Genomic DNA, 16666 nt, shown 5'->3' with positions numbered 1-16666 from the left:
TCTTGGCGCTTTAGGGTCGACGTATGGGCGTGTCCGAAATTGTACTTGTCCGTCATGGCCAGTCCCTGGGAAACGTGGCAGCTGAAGCCGCGTATCGGGACAAGGCCGAACGTATCGATGTTCCCGCACGGGACCCTGACGTCGACCTGTCCGATACCGGAGTAGAGCAGGCTCAAGCTCTGGGAGCCTGGCTAGCTTCGCTGCCAACAGACCAGCAGCCAGACGCTGTGTGGTCCTCGCCCTACGTGCGCGCCAAGCGTACTGCTCAAGAAGCGCTGGCTACCGCGAAACTCGATCTCCCGCTTCGCATTGACGAACGCCTCAGGGATCGCGATATGGGAATCACCGATGCCCTGACGGCGGCGGGTATTGCGGCAAAATACCCGGATGAGGCGGCCCGGCGAGAGTGGCTCGACAAGTTCTACTACCGGCCGCTTGGCGGCGAATCTTGGGCAGACATGGTGCTGCGTATCCGTTCTTTGCTTAACGATGTCGAAAAGGTTCAGGATCACCAGCGGCTCCTGATTAGCGCACATGATGTCGTGATCCTGCTTTTCGTCTATGTCGCTGAGGACATGACCGAAGAGACGATCTTGGAAAAGGGACGCACTGACGGCGTGCGTAACGCGGCAGTAACCCGAATAGTGCGGGACGAGGAACGTTTTTCGCGCTGGCGCGTCGTGGACTATAACCTCGATACGCATCTCACCGACGCGGGCGTCATAGTCACGGATCAGCCTGGCGCATCCGATGAGGTGGGAGCCGATGCCTGAGTCTATCGCCGTCACGCCGCATCTTCTGAGGGATTGGCCGCTTCCCGAGCCGTCCGGGTCCAAGGCATCGCGGGGACAAGCGCTCGTGATCGGGGGATCGAGAGCCACTGCTGGCGCGACCAAGCTCGCGGGCCTATCCGCGCTCCGTGTCGGCGCCGGACGCCTTTCAATTGGTCTCGCGGAATCTGTTGCTCCGATCCTTGCGATCGACCTGCCGGAGTGCGGAGCCTTTGGGTTAGCGGAAAACGAGCAGGGCAGCGTCACGGGGCTGCAGGCGAAGTCCGTCCTCGCCTCTGAGCTTGAACGCGCCGATGTCATTCTCGTTGGTCCTGGCCTCGATACTCCAGACGGTGCAAAACGCCTCGTTGAACTCGTGGCGCGAGAAACTGACGTGCCCGTGGTCCTCGATGCTTTTGCGCTTGGAGTGTTGCCCGATGTGGCGCAGCGTGCACGAGACGCATTAAACGGACGACTTGTCTTAACGCCGAACGCAGGCGAGCTCGCACGGATCCTTGATGCTGAAACAATCGAAGAGGGCGAGGTTCCCGAAGCCGTCACCAAAGCGGCCAAGCGATACGGTGCCACCGTCTCGGCCCAGGGATTTGTCGGGAATGGATCCGAGCTATGGCAGTTGACGACGGGTGATACTGGTCTAGGAACCTCCGGTAGCGGGGATGTTCTCGCGGGCGCGATCACCGGCCTCCGGGCGCGCGGCGCAGCTCTCGACCAAGCGGCCGTGTGGGCCACTCACGTTCATGCGGCCGCGGGAGATTCCCTCTCGGCGAGGGTAGGACGCATTGGTTTTCTTGCCAGTGAACTTCTGGGGCGGCTTCCCCAGGAACTGCAGATCCTGCAAGGAGATTAGCGCTGGGCTAGCGACTTTGCAGACACCGGAGCAAGGCCCGCTTCATGATGGTGGCATGAGCCAATACACGGAAGAAGAATCCGATGCGATTCGTGCTGGCCTGATGGCAGCCGTCGCCCTTGTATCGAAGGCAGATTCGGGCATCATCGCGATGTTCCAGGAGTCGGCCGCCGCAGGCAAAACGTTGAAGTCGCTCCCGCCGGAGTTGAAGGAGATCTTCTCCGAATTCGACCTTCCCCGCATTCATCCCAGATCGGAACTGACCGCCTTACGTGAGGCCCTGGTGGTAGTTGATACCAAGGGCGGAGATACAGCTCAAGCGTATCGGGAGGCCGTACGGGAAGCTACGCGCGCAGCCGCGCAAGCGTCCCGAGGAACGAGCCAGGCCGAGCAAGACGCCCTGGACCAGATCGAAGCGGTACTTTCAGCTGGCTCACTCGACCAGGGGCGCTAGTTAGCCCTCCTTGCTCTCGGTATCCTCGAGTTCTTCTTCTCGAGGCTCGGGGTAGCGGGGATTGCGGTAAGAATTAACGAGAAGCCAGATTCCGATGATGATCATGGGCAGTGACAGAATCTGGCCCATAGTCATCCAATCGAAGGCGATGTAGCCGAGTTGGACATCCGGAATGCGCACGAATTCAACAGCAAACCGGAAGACGCCGTAGCCGACAAGGAACAAGCCGGACACCGCTCGGCGGGGGCGCGGTTTGGAAGAAAACCACCAGAGAATGATGAAGAGGACGAGGCCTTCCAAGAATGCTTCGTAGAGCATCGATGGGTGGCGCGGCACGTTGCCGCCACTCGGGAAGATTATTCCCCAAGGCAGGTCTGTCTCTTTGCCCCACAGCTCTCCATTGATGAAGTTGCCGATCCGCCCGAAGCCAAGACCGAGGGGGACAAGGGGCGCAATGAAGTCTGTGACGTCCCAGAACTTGCGTTTCGTTCGACGGGCGAACAGCCAGATAGTAATCAAGACTCCGAGCAATCCGCCGTGGAATGACATGCCGCCTTCGTTGAGGCGGAAGATCCAGAGCGGATCTGCGATCGCCTCGCTCAGGCCGTAAAACAGCACGTACCCTAGTCGGCCTCCGACGACCACACCGACGGCTGCGAACATGATGAGGTCTGCGACCTCGTCTGGCTTCCAGCCAGAGCCAGGTTTCTTGGCGCGGCGCACTCCGAGGTACCACGCAAGGGCGAAGCCAACGAGATACATGACGCCGTACCAGTGAATGGTGAGCGGCCCAATGTGGATGGCCGGATCGATATCGGGGAACTTCACAGTGTCACCTTACGCGACCTGCTGCCCTCTACGAGGACAGAGGTGGCAGTTTGGAGGCGTCGAGTTCAGCTTCTGGATCGGCATCGATCTCGTCTTTGACCTCCAGGGCGACATCTCGTCGTAGTTCTTGGTCATCAACGACTGATTCACTGATTGCTTTATCAAGGTGATGCTGATCAGCGGGGGAGAAGGGCAGATCCTGTTGGAGTTTCTTGCGAGCTAGGCGGCGGATGTGGAAACGAAGTTCGATTTCTTCGGCAATATCGCTGCGCTGCCTAAGCCAGGCGAGGACGAGAATGGCGATGAGGAGGAGTCCGACGTAGCCAATGATCGGGTATAGGTAGGCAACCAGCGAGGTGAAACCAACGAAGCTTCCGGCGAAGGCCACGAGTACAAAGATCACGAGGGCGGGAAAGAATCTGCCGGGCTTTGCGACAGAAACCCGTCGGGCGAGTGCATAGAACATGCCGACACCCGTATTGAAGATCATGCCGAAGATGACGATCGCCATGATGAGTCCCGCTGCGGGATGGATCGAATCTACGAGTTCGAGCATCGGCATGGGCTGGTCGATGACGCTTCCGAGTTGTGCGTACAGGGCAATCGCCGCGATGGTGAGGAGGCCGCCGAAGAGGAGACCGCCAAGCAAACCACCACGCCCCGCTGACTTCGGGTCGAGTTGGTCACCTCCCATGACGATGGCCATGGAGACTCCGAGCGCTAGCGCGAGGACAACATAGTTGAGGGAGGACAGCGTCCAGTGCGGCAGGGTCGATGGAATGGTTGCCGCAAGCGAATCAAGCTGACTGCGAGACGAGTCTGCCGAGGCGATCGCGTAGCTCGACGCTGCTACGACCAGCACGATAATGAAAGGTGTGATCGCACCAATAACGGTGGCGACGCGCTCCACGTCTAACAGTCCGGCAGCAATGCACAGCAGCGCCATGATCGCGGAGCCGACCCAAACAGGCAGGCCGAACTGTTGCTCGAGGTTGGCTCCCGCGCCGGCAATCATAACGAGACCAATGCAAAACAGCGTAAAGGTGATGAACGCGTCAAGGCCCCTAGCAAGAAGCGGATGGGAGATCTCCCCAAAGACGACTGAGTGCTCATTTGCTCGGTAGTAGCTTCCCAGCTGCAGCACGATCATGCCGGTGAGGGCGAGTACGAGTGCGGCGACGATCGCGCCAACAATGCCCCAGATACCGAAAGAAACGAAGTACTGCAAGACCTCTTGACCGGAGGCGAAGCCCGCTCCAACCATAAGTCCAACGTATGCGAGCGCAGTCATGACGGTGCGTTTGAGCACGAGGGGAGTCCTTCCAAGATCGATAACCGACATTTCTCGTATGCAAGGACTTGCAAGGTGGCTGTGTGATCTCGTGATCTTGGAGCCAAGATCACACTCGCAGCGCGCTAGTTCTGGTCGCTATTCTTGGCCAGTTCAGCGGTGACTTCGTCGCTGACATCACGCCATAGTTGGTCATTGTCCAGATTGGATGCGTGGATTTCCTTGCGGAGGTGACGTTCTTCAGCCGGGGAATAGGGCTGGGATTTATCGAGCTTCTTTCGAAAGAGCTGACGAATACGGGTCCGTCGTTCGATCTCTTCCACAATGGAGGGCCGCGCTTTCAACCAGCCGGCGGCGATGACAAGGCAAATGCCGATCCCCACGTAGCCGATCACCGGGAACAGGTAGGACACGAGATTCCCAAAACCGACGAAGCTGACGGCGAAACCAGCCAGAGCGAGCACGACGATGGTGGGGCGGAATCGTTCCGGACGCTTCGCTACTACGCGCGAGGTGAGTGCGTAGTACATACCAATCGCCGTATTGAAGATCATCGCAAAGATGACCGCTGACATGACCGTCCCAGCGATCGGATGGATGAAGTTGACCAATTGCAGTGTCGGCATCTCGGCGTATGCCACATAGTTGACGTTGAAGTAGAGGGCGAATGTCGTGATCAGCAGGAGAGCGCCGTATGTTGCGCCTCCAAGAAGGCCACCTCGTCCCGCTGACTTCGGATCGAGCATGTCACCTCCCATGACGATCGCCATCGAAACCGCGAGGGCAAAGCCCATCGCGACGTAGTTCAGAGAGGAAATCAACCAGTTCGGGAGCGTGGAGGGAATCTGGGAGGCTACGGGAGCCAATTCGCTCAGCGTGCCGGCAGGGTGAGTGAAGGAGTAAATCCCCGCAGCAATGATGAAAACGACGATCACTGGGGTGATCACACCGATCACCTCTGTGACGCGCCTCACATCGAGCATTCCGGCGACAATCACGAGCAGCGTAAGTGCCAGCGATCCAAACCAGACGGGGACACAAAACTGCTGATTGAGGTTCGCGCCGGCCCCGGCGATCATGACAAAGCCCGTAGCAAAGAGCGTGAAAATAATGAACAGATCTAGCGCCCGAGACAAAAAGGGCGTCGTCACGGCATTGAAGACAGCCGAGTGTTCGCTAGCGCGATAGTAGCTACCAAGCTGCAGGACAACCATGCACATGAGCGAAAAGAGGACGGCAGCCAAGACAGCACCGACAAGGCCGGGAATTCCAAAGGACACGAAGTACTGGATGACTTCGCGGCCGGAGGCGAAGCCAGCGCCAACAGCAAGGCCGACAACTGCGAGCGCTGTAGTAATGGTGCGCCTAAGCACGGGAGAGCTTCTTTCTCAGGTGAAGGGATCACCCGCAAGAGTAGTCGGGACCAGGGGATCGCGCACCAAGACCCTCCCGGACACCCCAAAACCAAAGTGTCATAATATGCATTATCGGAACTAGGCTAATGGCGGCTTAGGGTCGTTACCCGCGATTATTCAGCCTCTTCCAGCTCTCTCGTGAGGCGCTGAACGATCTCGGCTGCTGAGCCGCGCGCAACATTGCGGCACGGGTCACCTGCCCAGATCGACTGACACTCAACCTCGCGGTTGGCTGACGCCCATGCGCGCAGCGGAGCCGTCAGCTTATTGATGTGCGGGTAGAGCTTTGGTGGTACGGCCTCGTCCGAAACGAGCGACGTGAGTCCCGAGGCTGGTCTCCCACTGAAGGATCTCGTCAGCGCTACTCCCCCGCCCTTTGTTACCAAATCTTTACCTTCGTCAGAAAGGCCTGATTCATCCGTCGCCAAGAACATGGTTCCGACTTGGACCTGCTCCGCTCCATGTCTCAGCATGGTCGCGATGTCGCGACCCGAACGAATTCCGCCTGCGGCCGTCAGGCGGCGTGCGCCCGCTGCGGCGGCATATTCGACGAGCTCTGCGGTGGTTTCGTTGCAGGGGTCATCCATCATTGAGGCAACTGAACGGTGGCCGCCGGCTTCCGCGCCCTGGACGATCAGCGCCCCCAGGCCTCGTCGGAGCGCTTCATCGATCATTTCTCGATTGGCGCACGTCACCCACACAGGTAGACCCATGGATTCAGCGACCTTTTGAGCTTCCTCGTCTGGGTAGCCAAAGGTGAAGGAGACGAAGTCCGGTGGCGCCGCGACGAGAGCCTCAAGCTGATCTCGGTTAGACCACGAATGCGCACATTCCTCGAAGGTTGGCCACGGGACAGGCAGCTCCGAATAGGATTTCATTAAATATGATCGATACTGAGAAAATTCTCTTTGCGCGCTTAGCAAGTCCGCTACTTGCTCGGGCACGAAGAGATTCACGCCGATCGGTCCACGCGTGAGGTTTCGGGTCTCCGCCAGATCCTTGGCGATCTCTTCGCCGCTGCGATCAGCGCCGGCAATCACACCCGCGCCACCCGCATCCGCGACCGCCGCACATAGCTCCGGCGTTGTTGGCCCACCCGCCATCGGAGCTGCAACGATCGGAACTTTAGCGCCTGAATGGTGTGTCATCTCATCTCCGTCGGTTAGCTCGTTTAATCGAGTTGTGCCAAGGTGGGAATAGATCCCCGTTCGAACTGGTTCAAGGTTACGTATGCCCGGACACTGTGTCCTGGTAACGAAGGCTTGGAAGGGAGAGAGTATGGCAGAGCGCGCACTACGCGGAATGAGCCTCGGTTCCCGAAGCATGGAAAGCGATGTTGGCGTTGAATTCGCCGACCGAATTACCGTCCACTACGACTGTGAGGACTGTGGCCACGTCACTGAGGTGACGATGTTTGCAGAAGCTGAAGTCCCCCTGGTGTGGGAATGCCAGTGTGGCAAGGAAGCTGTTCTACGGGAGCACGAGCGCCCGGAACCGACAAAGCCGGTCAAGCCCCAGCGCACCCACTGGGACATGCTGCTGGAGCGCCGCACGATGGACGACCTTCAGGTACTGCTCGATGAGCGCCTGGAGCTGTTGCGGGCAGGAAAACTGCGCCGCCGTTCGGCATAACTGGCCACCGAGAAGTCAGCCGGTACCTGTCAATCAGGTACCGGCGTCTTTTTTTATCGCTGGAACTTCTTTCGCAGCGCGGCGATCTGGCGAGAGCGGCGTTCAATCCCCCACGACGCCGTGCGAAGGGCCGATTCTTTAATGATTGGACCATCCATTTTCGAAGCACCAAGGGTGCGCTCCACAAACAGAATCGGAACCTCAATGATCCGACCGCCGGCATCATCGACTCGCAGCGTCATATCGACTTGGAAGGAGTATCCCTGCGACTCCACTGTGCTGAGGTCAATGGCTTGGAGGATCTCGCGCCGATACACGCGGAAACCTGCTGTAGCATCCTTGACCTTCAGTCCCGTCAGGACTCGGACGTAAAAGTTGGAGCCGCGTGATAGCAGCAGCCGATGCATGGGCCAGTTCTCAATCCCGCCACCGGCAACCCAGCGCGACCCAATGACGAGATCCGGCGCATCCGGCCGTGAGGCCCGCCGCAGCAGCCGCGGCAAGTCAACGGGCCGATGCGACAGATCGGCATCCATCTCCACAATATGGCTGTACTCGCGCGCCAGCGCCCAACCAAACCCGGCAACATACGCCCTGCCGAGTCCGCCCTTCTCCGTTCGATGCATGACGTGCACTCGCGGGTGCTCGGCTGCTAATGCGTCTGCTATGTCTCCCGTGCCGTCGGGCGAACCATCATCGACGACGAGGATATCGGCGTCCGTTAGTTCAAGAACCTGCGGAACGATGACCGGCAGGTTCTCCTTTTCGTTATATGTCGGAATAATGACGACGGCGCGCACGCATGCCTCCTGAAATGATGCCGGATAGCACCCAGCCTAGTGCGAGAGCCCCGGAAGCTAGAACCGGAGCAATCCCCAACCGGTCCGCGACCGTGAGGGACTCCCGCAGCGGAATCTTGGCTACAAGATGGTTCGCAGTCCACAGCTCAGTCGAGTCAATGACTCGACCGCGCGGATCGATGATCGCGCTAATGCCGACGGTCGAGGCCTGCACTGCGCTGCGACCGTGCTCGATGGCTCGAAAACGGGTGATCGCGGTTTGCTGGGCCGCTTCCTGAGAATCCCCGAAGGAGGCGTTGTTCGTCGGCACGATGAGGACCTTGGCGCCCAGCTCCACCGATTCGCGCACGATATCCTCTACCGATATCTCAAAACAGATCGCATCCCCGAGCCGCACTACCCGATCGCCGATGGTCACGTCGAGGATTCCCGGCTTATCACCGGCAACCATATTGACCTGAACCTTTTCAACATCTGAGCTGATCTTGGCAAAGAAATCTCGATACGGAATGTACTCGCCGAACGGAACCGGATGCTGCTTGGTGTAACTCGAATGAACCGCGATCGACTCACCCTCGGGGACAAATACGACGTGCTGGTTGACGCGCGAGTGTTCAAAAAACTCCTGCGTTCCGACCATGATGGGTACGCCGGCCGCCTGAACGGCCTGTGTCACGCTCCTCGCGGCGTGCGCATCGACCCGTGGATCGAGGTCCGCTGCCGACTCGGGCCAGACGATGAGATCGATATCGTCGTGTTGCTCCAGCATCCGCAGTGTTTCGTCCCGGTGATTGTCCGTGACCTTGCGAGCCTGCTCGACAAACGTCGCAAGCGGCGGCCGTGGCACATTACCCTGCACGAGTCCGACCGTCATGTGCCCCTGCTCCGCCCGGCTCGATAACGGCGCGAGCGAGGCCAGCAGCGGCAGCAGCGCCACCGCGGCAATCTGAATCCCGCGCCAGAGGAAAACGTTGCCTCGCTCCCCCGCGACGTCGATTGTCCGTGCGAGCAAGACTCCTGCGACAACGACAACGAAGCCGACGAGCGTCGTCCCGCCATAGGCGGCAAGGCGCGAAAGCGGGCCTTCGATCTGCGAGTAGCCGAGCAGACCCCAAGCGAATCCACCAAAGGGAGCTCTGGAACGAACGGCCTCGAGCGCGACAAACAGCACCGCAGACCCGAGCGCATCAATCACGCCGGAATATCCGAGCGTGAACCAGCCGCCGCGGATAGCCCAACTGCGCAGCAAACCATACAATCCAAGGACTAGTGCTTGAGCAATACTGAGCGCGAGCCAGGGGATGTAGTTGCCGACCGAGATCGTCGACCACCACAGCAAGGGTAGGAAGAACGCCAGTCCGAAGACGGTGCCGAGCAGGAAGGTTCGGCCCGCCTTCTGCTGCACGAACGACAGGTGTAGCACGGCGACCGCGAGGATCGCGGCCCACCACCACTGCAACGGCGGGAAGGCGAGATTAAGAACGCCGCCCGCAAGAGCCGCGAGGATCACTCGGGCAAGGAATCCACATCGGGCAGGCACTCCCCCATGCTAATGGATCGAGCGCCAGCGTCGATCAGATAGTCGACCATGCAACAATGCCGCGGTAGATAAGGTCTCGTGCTGCCTTGCCTCGCTCGGCGAGGTCCTCATTGCCGGCTGCTCGAGCGGCTGCGACGATGTGGTCGAGCACGTCCGCGGTCTGCTTGGTCCACCGCACGAAATCGCCCGCCGTGATGCCGGAGGTTTGCAGCGCCCGATTCAGATGCAGGCCGCGTGCCCAGTCACGCATGGCCGTGACCAGCCCGTCGTCGACGACCCGCATGGGCGCAATCCGATGGCGTTCCTCGCCCTGACGCAGATCCTCGGAGACGTATCGGATCTGGTCGATCGCCCGGCCAAGATCACCTTTCAGGTGCAGCGGATCGCGCACGTCCTCGCCGCGGGAGACGAAGACGAACATCGTCGCGGCGGCGGCAAGGTCGACGGCGGAGAGCCCATCGAGTACTTCGCGGCTGAGAATCTCGGTGATGAGCAGATCGGTTTCGGCGGTCACTTGCCGCAGCATGTCGCCCTTGGCGGTCAGGCTGAAGTCTTCGTCGAGATATCCCAACTCGATGAGGTAGGCGCAAATCCGCCGAAAGGCGATGCCAAGCCCCTCCGTTTTTTCCGCGAGCTTGGTTTCGTTTGCCCGCAACGATTTGCGCACATCGCGCCAGCGGGCGGCCCACCGCTCGTGATCGCTGCGCCTCGGGCAGTGGTGGGCGCGATGCGAGGTCAGCTCCGCCCGCAGTGCGGCGAGCTCGTCCTCAACCTCTTCATCGCGGGGCTTGGCAACGATCGCCTCGCCCTTGCGCGTAGCGATCTTTCCAAGCTTGGCGGCGAGCTGTTTGCGAACCTTCGGGCTCTTCCACGACCCGGAGGCCGAACCGAGAAACCCGATCGTCGTCGGGACCTGCAAGAAGTCGTGGCCCGTCATCGTGCGCAGTTTGCCGGTGCTGTCGACGAGCGTCAACACGGTGCCCTGGGCTCCGGAGTGGCGAGTATCGACGACGACGGCGCGGTGGGTGCGGCGAGCGAACCGGTACTCGATCGCGTCGCCGACGGCGAGGTTATCCAGGGCAAGCTGTTTGTGCAGTGCCCGGTTCTTCTTGCGCGTGGATTTCTCCAGCGCTGAGATTCTGTCGCGCAGCGTCAGGTAGTCGACGAAGCCGCAGTCGCAGTCGAGCGCTTTCTCGTAGCCTTGCAACGCCTGGCGTTCCTTACGGATCCGCCGGGCCAATCCGCCAACCGACCTATCGACCTGGAACTGGGCGAAGCTCGATTCCAAAATCCCCTCAGCCTGGGCGACGGTCAGCCAGCTTAGCAGGTTAACGGCCATCGAATAGGTGGGTCGAAACGCCGAGTTCAGTGGGTAGGTGCGTTTGGATGCGAGGCCGACAATCGCGTCGACGTTGATGCGTGGGTCGTAGACGACGATGGCGTGGCCCTCAACATCGATCCCGCGCCGCCCGGCGCGACCCGTGAGTTGGGTGTACTGGCCCGGGGTGAGCATGACGTGGTCTGAGCCGTCCCACTTGATGAGGCCTTCGATTACGACCGAACGCGCCGGCATGTTGATGCCAAGCGCGAGGGTCTCGGTCGCGTAGACGACCCGAATGAGGCCCGCGACGAACAGCTGCTCGACGCATTCTTTAAAGATCGGCAGTAACCCGGCGTGGTGCGCGGCAATGCCCCGAGTCGCGGCGTGGTAGAACGTCTCGTATCCGACTGCGGCGCGATCCTCGGCGGACAGGTCCATGCACGTGCGTTCGACGATCTCCCCAATGACGTCGGCCTCGCGGCGCGTCGTCAGGACGACACCGGCGGCCAGCAACTCTTCGACCGCCTGCTGACAACCCGCACGCGAAAAGACGAAGACAATCGCCGGCAGCAGACCCGCCTCTTCCAGCGTTGCTACGACGTCGAGCCGAGAGGTGCGCGGCCGGCGACGGGGTTGGCGTCCCCGGCCCGCACCGCCACCGATGGCCCGGTAGACCTCGGGATTGACCTTGAGCGGGTCGCGAGGATGGGTGAGGTCGTACATGCGTCGGCCGACCATGATGTGCTGGGTCAGTGGAACCGGCCTGTGTTCGGAGACGATGACCTCGGTGTGCCCGCGAAGTTCGCTCAGCCAGGCGCCAAACTCTTCGGCATTGGACACCGTCGCCGACAGCGAAATCACCTGGACTCGTTCGGGCAGCAGGATCATGCATTCTTCCCACACCGGGCCGCGGAAGCGGTCGGCGAGGTAATGCACCTCGTCCATCACTACGAAGCGTACGTCGGCCAGGTCGCGCGAATCCTGGTAGAGCATATTGCGCAGGACTTCCGTCGTCATGACGACAATCGGGGCGTCACCGTTAATGGAGACATCCCCCGTGAGGATGCCAACGTTTTCGGCGCCCCACACTTTCACGAAATCGTTGTACTTCTGGTTCGACAGCGCCTTGATGGGGGTCGTGTACATGAGGCGCACGCGCTCGTGGATCGCCTGGTAGGCGGCGAACTCTCCCACGACCGTTTTGCCGGCTCCCGTGGGCGCCGCCACGAGGACGCCCTTGCCGTCCTCCACCGCTTGGCAGGCTTCTTTCTGAAAATCATCGAGCTCGAAGTTCAGCGTGCGCTGATAGGCCGCGACCGCGCTCCGATCGAACTCGGCACGTTTGCGTGCGGCAGCGTAGCGCTCAGCGGGCGAGAGCTCAACGTCGTCGTAGCTCTGGTCAGTCACGATTCTCCTTAGCCGCGAAAATCGTCAGCGCCTGCGGCAGAACGCTGACAGTCACGGGCATGTGTCCGAGCGCTTCGCCGTCCCCGTGGACCACGATGTCCGAGGGGCTGTCAATCTCGAAGCGGCGGCCCCGCGCGTGCGCGACCGCGGGATGGTCCATATGGCTGCCGCGATAGATCCGCGGGAAGACTTTTGCGAGCGTCGTGCGTGACACCCCCGAGACGGTTATGAGCTCGGCGATCGAATCGTGCGCATCGGCCATCGGTGCAATGTGCATACCTGAGCCAATGTAACCCAGGTTCGCAATGGCCGCGAGGAGGCCGGAGAACTCCCGCGGAACGCCGTCATCGATGCGGATGGTGTAGTCGTCCGGTGCGAGGTTCTTCAGCTCTGCTACGAGGGCCGCCACATACCGCAGGCTCCCCCAGCCACTCGTGCAATGCACGGCGCGATAGTTGACCTTGGCGTCGAGCCCGAGCGAGAGCACGGCAAGGACGTAGGCGGAAAAGTCCGCGCCGCGCACGTCCAGCACATCGATCGTGCGGCTGCGCTCGGGCCAGGTCATGGCCTGGCGCAACTCCTGAATTGCGGGGCGGGGTTTGGCGGCGATCCCCAGTGCTCGGGCGATGTCATTACCCGAGCCGGCGGGCACGATTCCAAGCGGTATCTGGCTACCGGTGAGGTGTTGCGCGATGCAGTGGATGAGTCCGTCGCCTCCGATGGCGACAACGGCGCGAGCGCGCGGGCAGTGCACCGCGAGATCACGATGGGTTTCGTCCAGCGATCGGTGACAGATCGTCTCGATGGGCGCAACCGAGCGCAGCGCGCTCGCCACCTCGACGAGCAGCGCCGGTGCTTTTCCGGATCCCGAGGCCGGATTTGCTACGAGGAGGATAGGTGCGTCAGATTCCAAGCCCGGCATCGATCTTCGCATCGCGTTCCACGAGTTTCTTCCTACGCCGACGATCGACCAGGACGGAGATCCCGCACGCAAACAAATACAACAGGTAGATGGGGGTGGCCAGCAGCATGAGCGACCACGGGTCGCCAAGGGGCGAGGCAAGGGCGGCGAAGATGAGGATACCGACGAGCGCCCACTTCCACCACGACAGGTAGGTGCGGCCGGAGACGAGACCGACCATGTTCACGCCGACCATGATGAGGGGCAGCAGGAAGGAGAGCGAGAGGACCGCGATCAAGCGCAAACAGAACGTGAAATAAAGCTTCGCGTCCATGAGGCTCGCCGAATTCTCCGGCACAAAGGACAGCATGATCTGCACGGCTTGCGGCAGCACCCACCATGCCAGGAGTGCACCCGCGCTCATCAACGGTACGGCGGCCGCGGCGAACGCCAACGTGTAGCGCTTTTCCTTCTTCGTCAGCCCCGGGGCGATGAACGCCCAAATCTGGTAGATCCACCAGGGCGAGGACAGGAAGAAACCAAGGTAGAGCGCGACCCGCATCTGCATATCGAAACCAGAGATGACGGTGCCGAAGTTCAACTCTGCGAGCCGGCCTTCGGCAGCCGCGACCTGTTTCAATGGGCGCGAGAGCACCTCGATTGTCGGACGGTACAGAAACCAGCCCCCGATGGCCGCGAGGACCATGCCGAGAACCGCCTTCAGGATGCGCTGGCGCGCTTCCTTCAGGTGGTCAAACAGCGGCATCCGGCCGTCGGGCGATTTCTGGCGCATCGATTCTGCGTCCTCCTTGGGCGCAGCGGCGAGTTAGAGGACTAGGTTAGGGGCGCGTTCGGATCGACGTCGCGTCGCTGCTGCTGGTTGGGAGGCGTCGCGCCGGGCTGGGGATCAACGCCGTTGGGCGGATATCCTCCCGGCGGAGTCACCCCGGGGCCTTGCTGGGGCTGCTGCGGGTACTGCTGGCCCTGCTGCGGGTACTGCTGTTGCTGGGGCGGCGTGTACTGCTGCGGGTCGACACGGACGCCACCGGTGGCCTCGTAGGGATCGGCTGGCTTGTCGTTATCGTCTTCGCGAAGTTCCTTTACTTCCTTCTTAAAGACCTTCATTGACTTACCGAGGTTCGCCGCAATGTTCGGCAGCTTCGCGGCGCCAAAGATCACGACGATGACCAACAGGATGATAAGAATTTCTGTGGGCCTCAAATTTCCAGGCATGGGCGTCTCCTTACGCTCGATGGCGCCTATCGATATGGACTAAGCCTAACGCTTCCCAGCGTTTTAGCGTACGGACAAATCTCTGACTGCGACGTTGGTTGCGCGCATCGGTAACTGCGAGTTTAGCTTTCTGCGCATTCCTAGGACCATCGGGCAATACCGCTGTGGCATGCACGACAGGACCATCGAGCTCGGGTGACTTGATCCGCAGCTGGGCCAGTGCGAGAGCGCTGCGGCGCGCTGACCTCAACGCTGAACGGGCGAGGATCACGAGGCACGCCGCGATCGCCACGAGGGCAGCGAGGACCAGAAGCACCCAGCCAAAACCAGGCATCACGCCTCCAACCGTGCCAAGGCCTGCTGGGCACGATCCGCGACGAGCGCCGCCGCTTCGGGCGGTGAAATCGATTCGATCCGATCGGCCACCGATAGCAAGGTCCGCACCATGCGTTCCTTGGAGTAAAACTCGATCGTGAATTCGATTCGCCCATCGGAACGTCGGGTCATATCGCGCGCCGAGAACTTCTCCGCGAGCCAGTTCAGCGCCGGTTCGGTCACGAGTTGGACGCTCGTCATCTCGGGGATATCGGCGTGTCCGGCTAGCGCGTCTTGCGGCGCACACCAGGACGCATCCGAGAGCTGCACGTTGCTGATGCGATCGATGCGGAAGGTGCGGATGCCGCCCGAATCGTGGCAATAGCCGATGAGGAACCAGCCGGCGCTGCGTTCTTCGATCCGAAGCGGGTCAATGGTGCGCTGGGAGGTTTCATCCGTTGCCGAGACGTAGGTAAAGGTCACGACGTCGCGGCCGCGGGCGGCGGCGCGCAGTGCCTCTAGGCTCGGGTCGGGCTGTCGGCTTGGCGTCGTCGCCGGCAGTTGGGCTTCCAGGCTGGCGATGAGGGAGGTGAGTTCGTTGCGCAGTAAGGTGCCAGTCACCTCGCCTTCGATGGCACGCAACGCGAGGAGCACGGAAATGGTCTCGCGCGGGGTCAGGCGCAGCGGGCGGTCGAGTCCGAGCCCTTCGCGCAGCGCGACGTAGGTGTCCTCGTCATCGAAGGTGAAATCGATCAGGTCCTCGGGGCTCTCCCCCGGCAGGCCTGCGACCCACAAGGTGTTGAGGTCCTCGCGGATGCGATCGGGGCTGACGCCGAAGTGGAAGGCGAGTTCGTCGATGTGGGCGCCGCCCGTCTCGGCGAGGTAGGTCAGCAGGCCGAGCAGGCGCGGAAAGTGATCACGCGTGAATTCAGCTCGCATAGCGCGCCGCCGTTTCCCATAGCTCCCGCACGCCCGAAACGAGTTCTGGCGGGCTGACAGGAAGGACGTCGCCGCCATAGGAGGCGACGTCCTGGGCGAGCTGAAGGAGATGGTCGGAGGTGACCTCTATGAGGTCATCGTCGCCCTTGTGGCCGACGAGCGTGCCGTGACGACGCAGCAACATTGCGGCGCCGGGTGCGACCCGCAGGCGCGCGGTGATCGTCTCGCGGTGGCCGATTGAGATGCGGGTATCCACCTGTGCCGGGATCTCGTAGGCCTCTGGTGCTGTGGTGGTGACGGGCTCGGTCTGCAAGCGCGCGAGTTTGAAGGCTCGGCGCTCGCCGCGGTCGGTGTCGTGGCCCACGAGGTACCAGGATCCGGCGTCGCGAACCAACCGCCAGGGCTGGACGTTGCGGGTGTGAATCTCGCCTCGCGCGGACAGATAATCGAAGCTCACTTCTTGCTTCGCGGCAATGGCGTCCGCCAGTGTATCGAAGGCGTCCTCGGGGTCGGTCAGGTCCAGGCTCGTCGTCAGGGCGACGTCGGCTTCAACGATGCTCATGGGCGATAGCGCGCGCAGCTTCGTCAGGGCCCGGCCGGGCAGGTGGCGGCCCTTGGGTGCCAGCGCCTCCAGGGCTAGGGATAAAAGCGCGATCTGGATCGGCGTGGGGCGAATCGTGGAGGTGGACCACTGCGTCTCGTCGACCCAGTAGCGGATCGTTTGGCCGTCGGCGGCATCGGCTCGCGAGACGAGGGGGACGCCGGTTTCGCGCAGTAGCGCCTTGTCGCGTTCGAACATGCGCGAGGCGGTCGCGTAGCTGCGGTCGCCGGTATAGCCGCCGACCTGGGTGAGGATCTCTTCCTTCGTCATGCGGCGATGCAGCAAGGCTGCCGTGAGGCTGACGAGGCGCTCGACGGCGGGGATGGATTGACCGGATGTCACAAGCTCCAC

General features: G+C 61.4%; 16 protein-coding genes. 4 read left to right on the top strand and 12 right to left on the bottom strand.

Annotation, left to right across the window (positions count from 1 at the left end):
- Nucleotides 1-23 precede the first annotated feature (23 nt).
- Genes MUN85_RS06515 through MUN85_RS06505 form a run of 3 tightly spaced genes read left to right on the top strand, consistent with a single transcriptional unit; the run spans nucleotide 24 to nucleotide 2092 of the window.
- Entirely contained in the window at nucleotides 24-773 is a 750-nt protein-coding gene (locus MUN85_RS06515; RefSeq protein WP_284500974.1) for a histidine phosphatase family protein, read from the top strand.
- Nucleotides 766-1638: an NAD(P)H-hydrate dehydratase gene (locus tag MUN85_RS06510; RefSeq protein WP_250505938.1), complete on the top strand. Its 873-nt coding sequence runs from the start codon at nucleotides 766-768 to the stop codon at nucleotides 1636-1638. The genes MUN85_RS06515 and MUN85_RS06510 overlap by 8 nt, the downstream gene beginning before the upstream one ends.
- Nucleotides 1639-1693: 55 nt before the next feature.
- A complete protein-coding gene (locus tag MUN85_RS06505; RefSeq protein ID WP_250505937.1) occupies nucleotides 1694-2092 on the top strand; it encodes a hypothetical protein in 399 nt (132 codons plus the stop codon).
- Here MUN85_RS06505 and lgt read toward each other — a convergent pair whose 3' ends face one another.
- From lgt to MUN85_RS06485, 4 genes are all read right to left on the bottom strand, one after another.
- Nucleotides 2093-2920, bottom strand: a complete 828-nt coding sequence (gene lgt / locus MUN85_RS06500) for a prolipoprotein diacylglyceryl transferase (RefSeq protein WP_250505936.1) — start codon at nucleotides 2918-2920, stop codon at nucleotides 2093-2095. It lies immediately after the preceding gene.
- Between the two features lie 28 nt (nucleotides 2921-2948).
- Nucleotides 2949-4229 carry a YkvI family membrane protein gene (locus MUN85_RS06495; protein WP_250505935.1) on the bottom strand — a complete coding sequence of 427 codons (1281 nt, stop codon included), beginning with the start codon at nucleotides 4227-4229 and terminating at the stop codon, nucleotides 2949-2951.
- A 107-nt stretch (nucleotides 4230-4336) separates the two neighbouring features.
- Nucleotides 4337-5584: a YkvI family membrane protein gene (locus tag MUN85_RS06490; RefSeq protein WP_250505934.1), complete on the bottom strand. Its 1248-nt coding sequence runs from the start codon at nucleotides 5582-5584 to the stop codon at nucleotides 4337-4339.
- Nucleotides 5585-5739: 155 nt separating this feature from the next.
- On the bottom strand, nucleotides 5740-6774 hold the full coding sequence (locus MUN85_RS06485; RefSeq protein WP_250505933.1) for an NAD(P)H-dependent flavin oxidoreductase: 1035 nt from the start codon (nucleotides 6772-6774) through the stop codon (nucleotides 5740-5742).
- A 130-nt stretch (nucleotides 6775-6904) separates the two neighbouring features.
- Here MUN85_RS06485 and MUN85_RS06480 point away from each other — a divergent pair, with 130 nt between their 5' ends.
- On the top strand, nucleotides 6905-7258 hold the full coding sequence (locus tag MUN85_RS06480; RefSeq protein WP_250505932.1) for an RNA polymerase-binding protein RbpA: 354 nt from the start codon (nucleotides 6905-6907) through the stop codon (nucleotides 7256-7258).
- A gap of 53 nt (nucleotides 7259-7311) precedes the next feature.
- Here MUN85_RS06480 and MUN85_RS06475 read toward each other — a convergent pair whose 3' ends face one another.
- The 8 genes from MUN85_RS06475 to MUN85_RS12910 form a co-directional block, all read right to left on the bottom strand.
- Complete coding sequence (locus MUN85_RS06475) at nucleotides 7312-8058, bottom strand: polyprenol monophosphomannose synthase (RefSeq protein WP_250505931.1); 747 nt, start codon at nucleotides 8056-8058, stop codon at nucleotides 7312-7314.
- Entirely contained in the window at nucleotides 8027-9598 is a 1572-nt protein-coding gene (lnt, locus tag MUN85_RS06470) for an apolipoprotein N-acyltransferase (protein WP_250505930.1), read from the bottom strand. The genes MUN85_RS06475 and lnt overlap by 32 nt, the downstream gene beginning before the upstream one ends.
- Nucleotides 9599-9632: 34 nt before the next feature.
- Nucleotides 9633-12326, bottom strand: coding sequence for a DEAD/DEAH box helicase (locus tag MUN85_RS06465; RefSeq protein WP_250505929.1), 2694 nt, complete (start codon nucleotides 12324-12326; stop codon nucleotides 9633-9635).
- A complete protein-coding gene (locus tag MUN85_RS06460; RefSeq protein ID WP_250505928.1) occupies nucleotides 12319-13239 on the bottom strand; it encodes a diacylglycerol/lipid kinase family protein in 921 nt (306 codons plus the stop codon). The genes MUN85_RS06465 and MUN85_RS06460 overlap by 8 nt, the downstream gene beginning before the upstream one ends.
- Nucleotides 13229-14020, bottom strand: a complete 792-nt coding sequence (gene tatC, locus MUN85_RS06455) for a twin-arginine translocase subunit TatC (RefSeq protein ID WP_250505927.1) — start codon at nucleotides 14018-14020, stop codon at nucleotides 13229-13231. The genes MUN85_RS06460 and tatC overlap by 11 nt, the downstream gene beginning before the upstream one ends.
- Nucleotides 14021-14061: 41 nt before the next feature.
- Nucleotides 14062-14460 (bottom strand): Sec-independent protein translocase subunit TatA, encoded by a 399-nt coding sequence (gene tatA / locus MUN85_RS06450; protein ID WP_250505926.1) that lies wholly within the window; start codon nucleotides 14458-14460, stop codon nucleotides 14062-14064.
- 333 nt (nucleotides 14461-14793) lie between these two features.
- Nucleotides 14794-15714: a helix-turn-helix transcriptional regulator gene (locus MUN85_RS06445; protein WP_250505925.1), complete on the bottom strand. Its 921-nt coding sequence runs from the start codon at nucleotides 15712-15714 to the stop codon at nucleotides 14794-14796.
- Nucleotides 15704-16657, bottom strand: coding sequence for a helix-turn-helix transcriptional regulator (locus MUN85_RS12910; RefSeq protein ID WP_250505924.1), 954 nt, complete (start codon nucleotides 16655-16657; stop codon nucleotides 15704-15706). Before MUN85_RS12910 ends, MUN85_RS06445 begins: the two co-directional genes overlap by 11 nt.
- Nucleotides 16658-16666 lie beyond the last annotated feature (9 nt).

It is taken from the genome of Bowdeniella massiliensis (assembly GCF_023634005.1).
Classification (GTDB): domain Bacteria; phylum Actinomycetota; class Actinomycetes; order Actinomycetales; family Actinomycetaceae; genus Bowdeniella; species Bowdeniella massiliensis.
The sequence above is the reverse complement of the archived record's forward strand: the minus strand, read 5'-3'. Positions and strand labels throughout refer to the sequence as shown.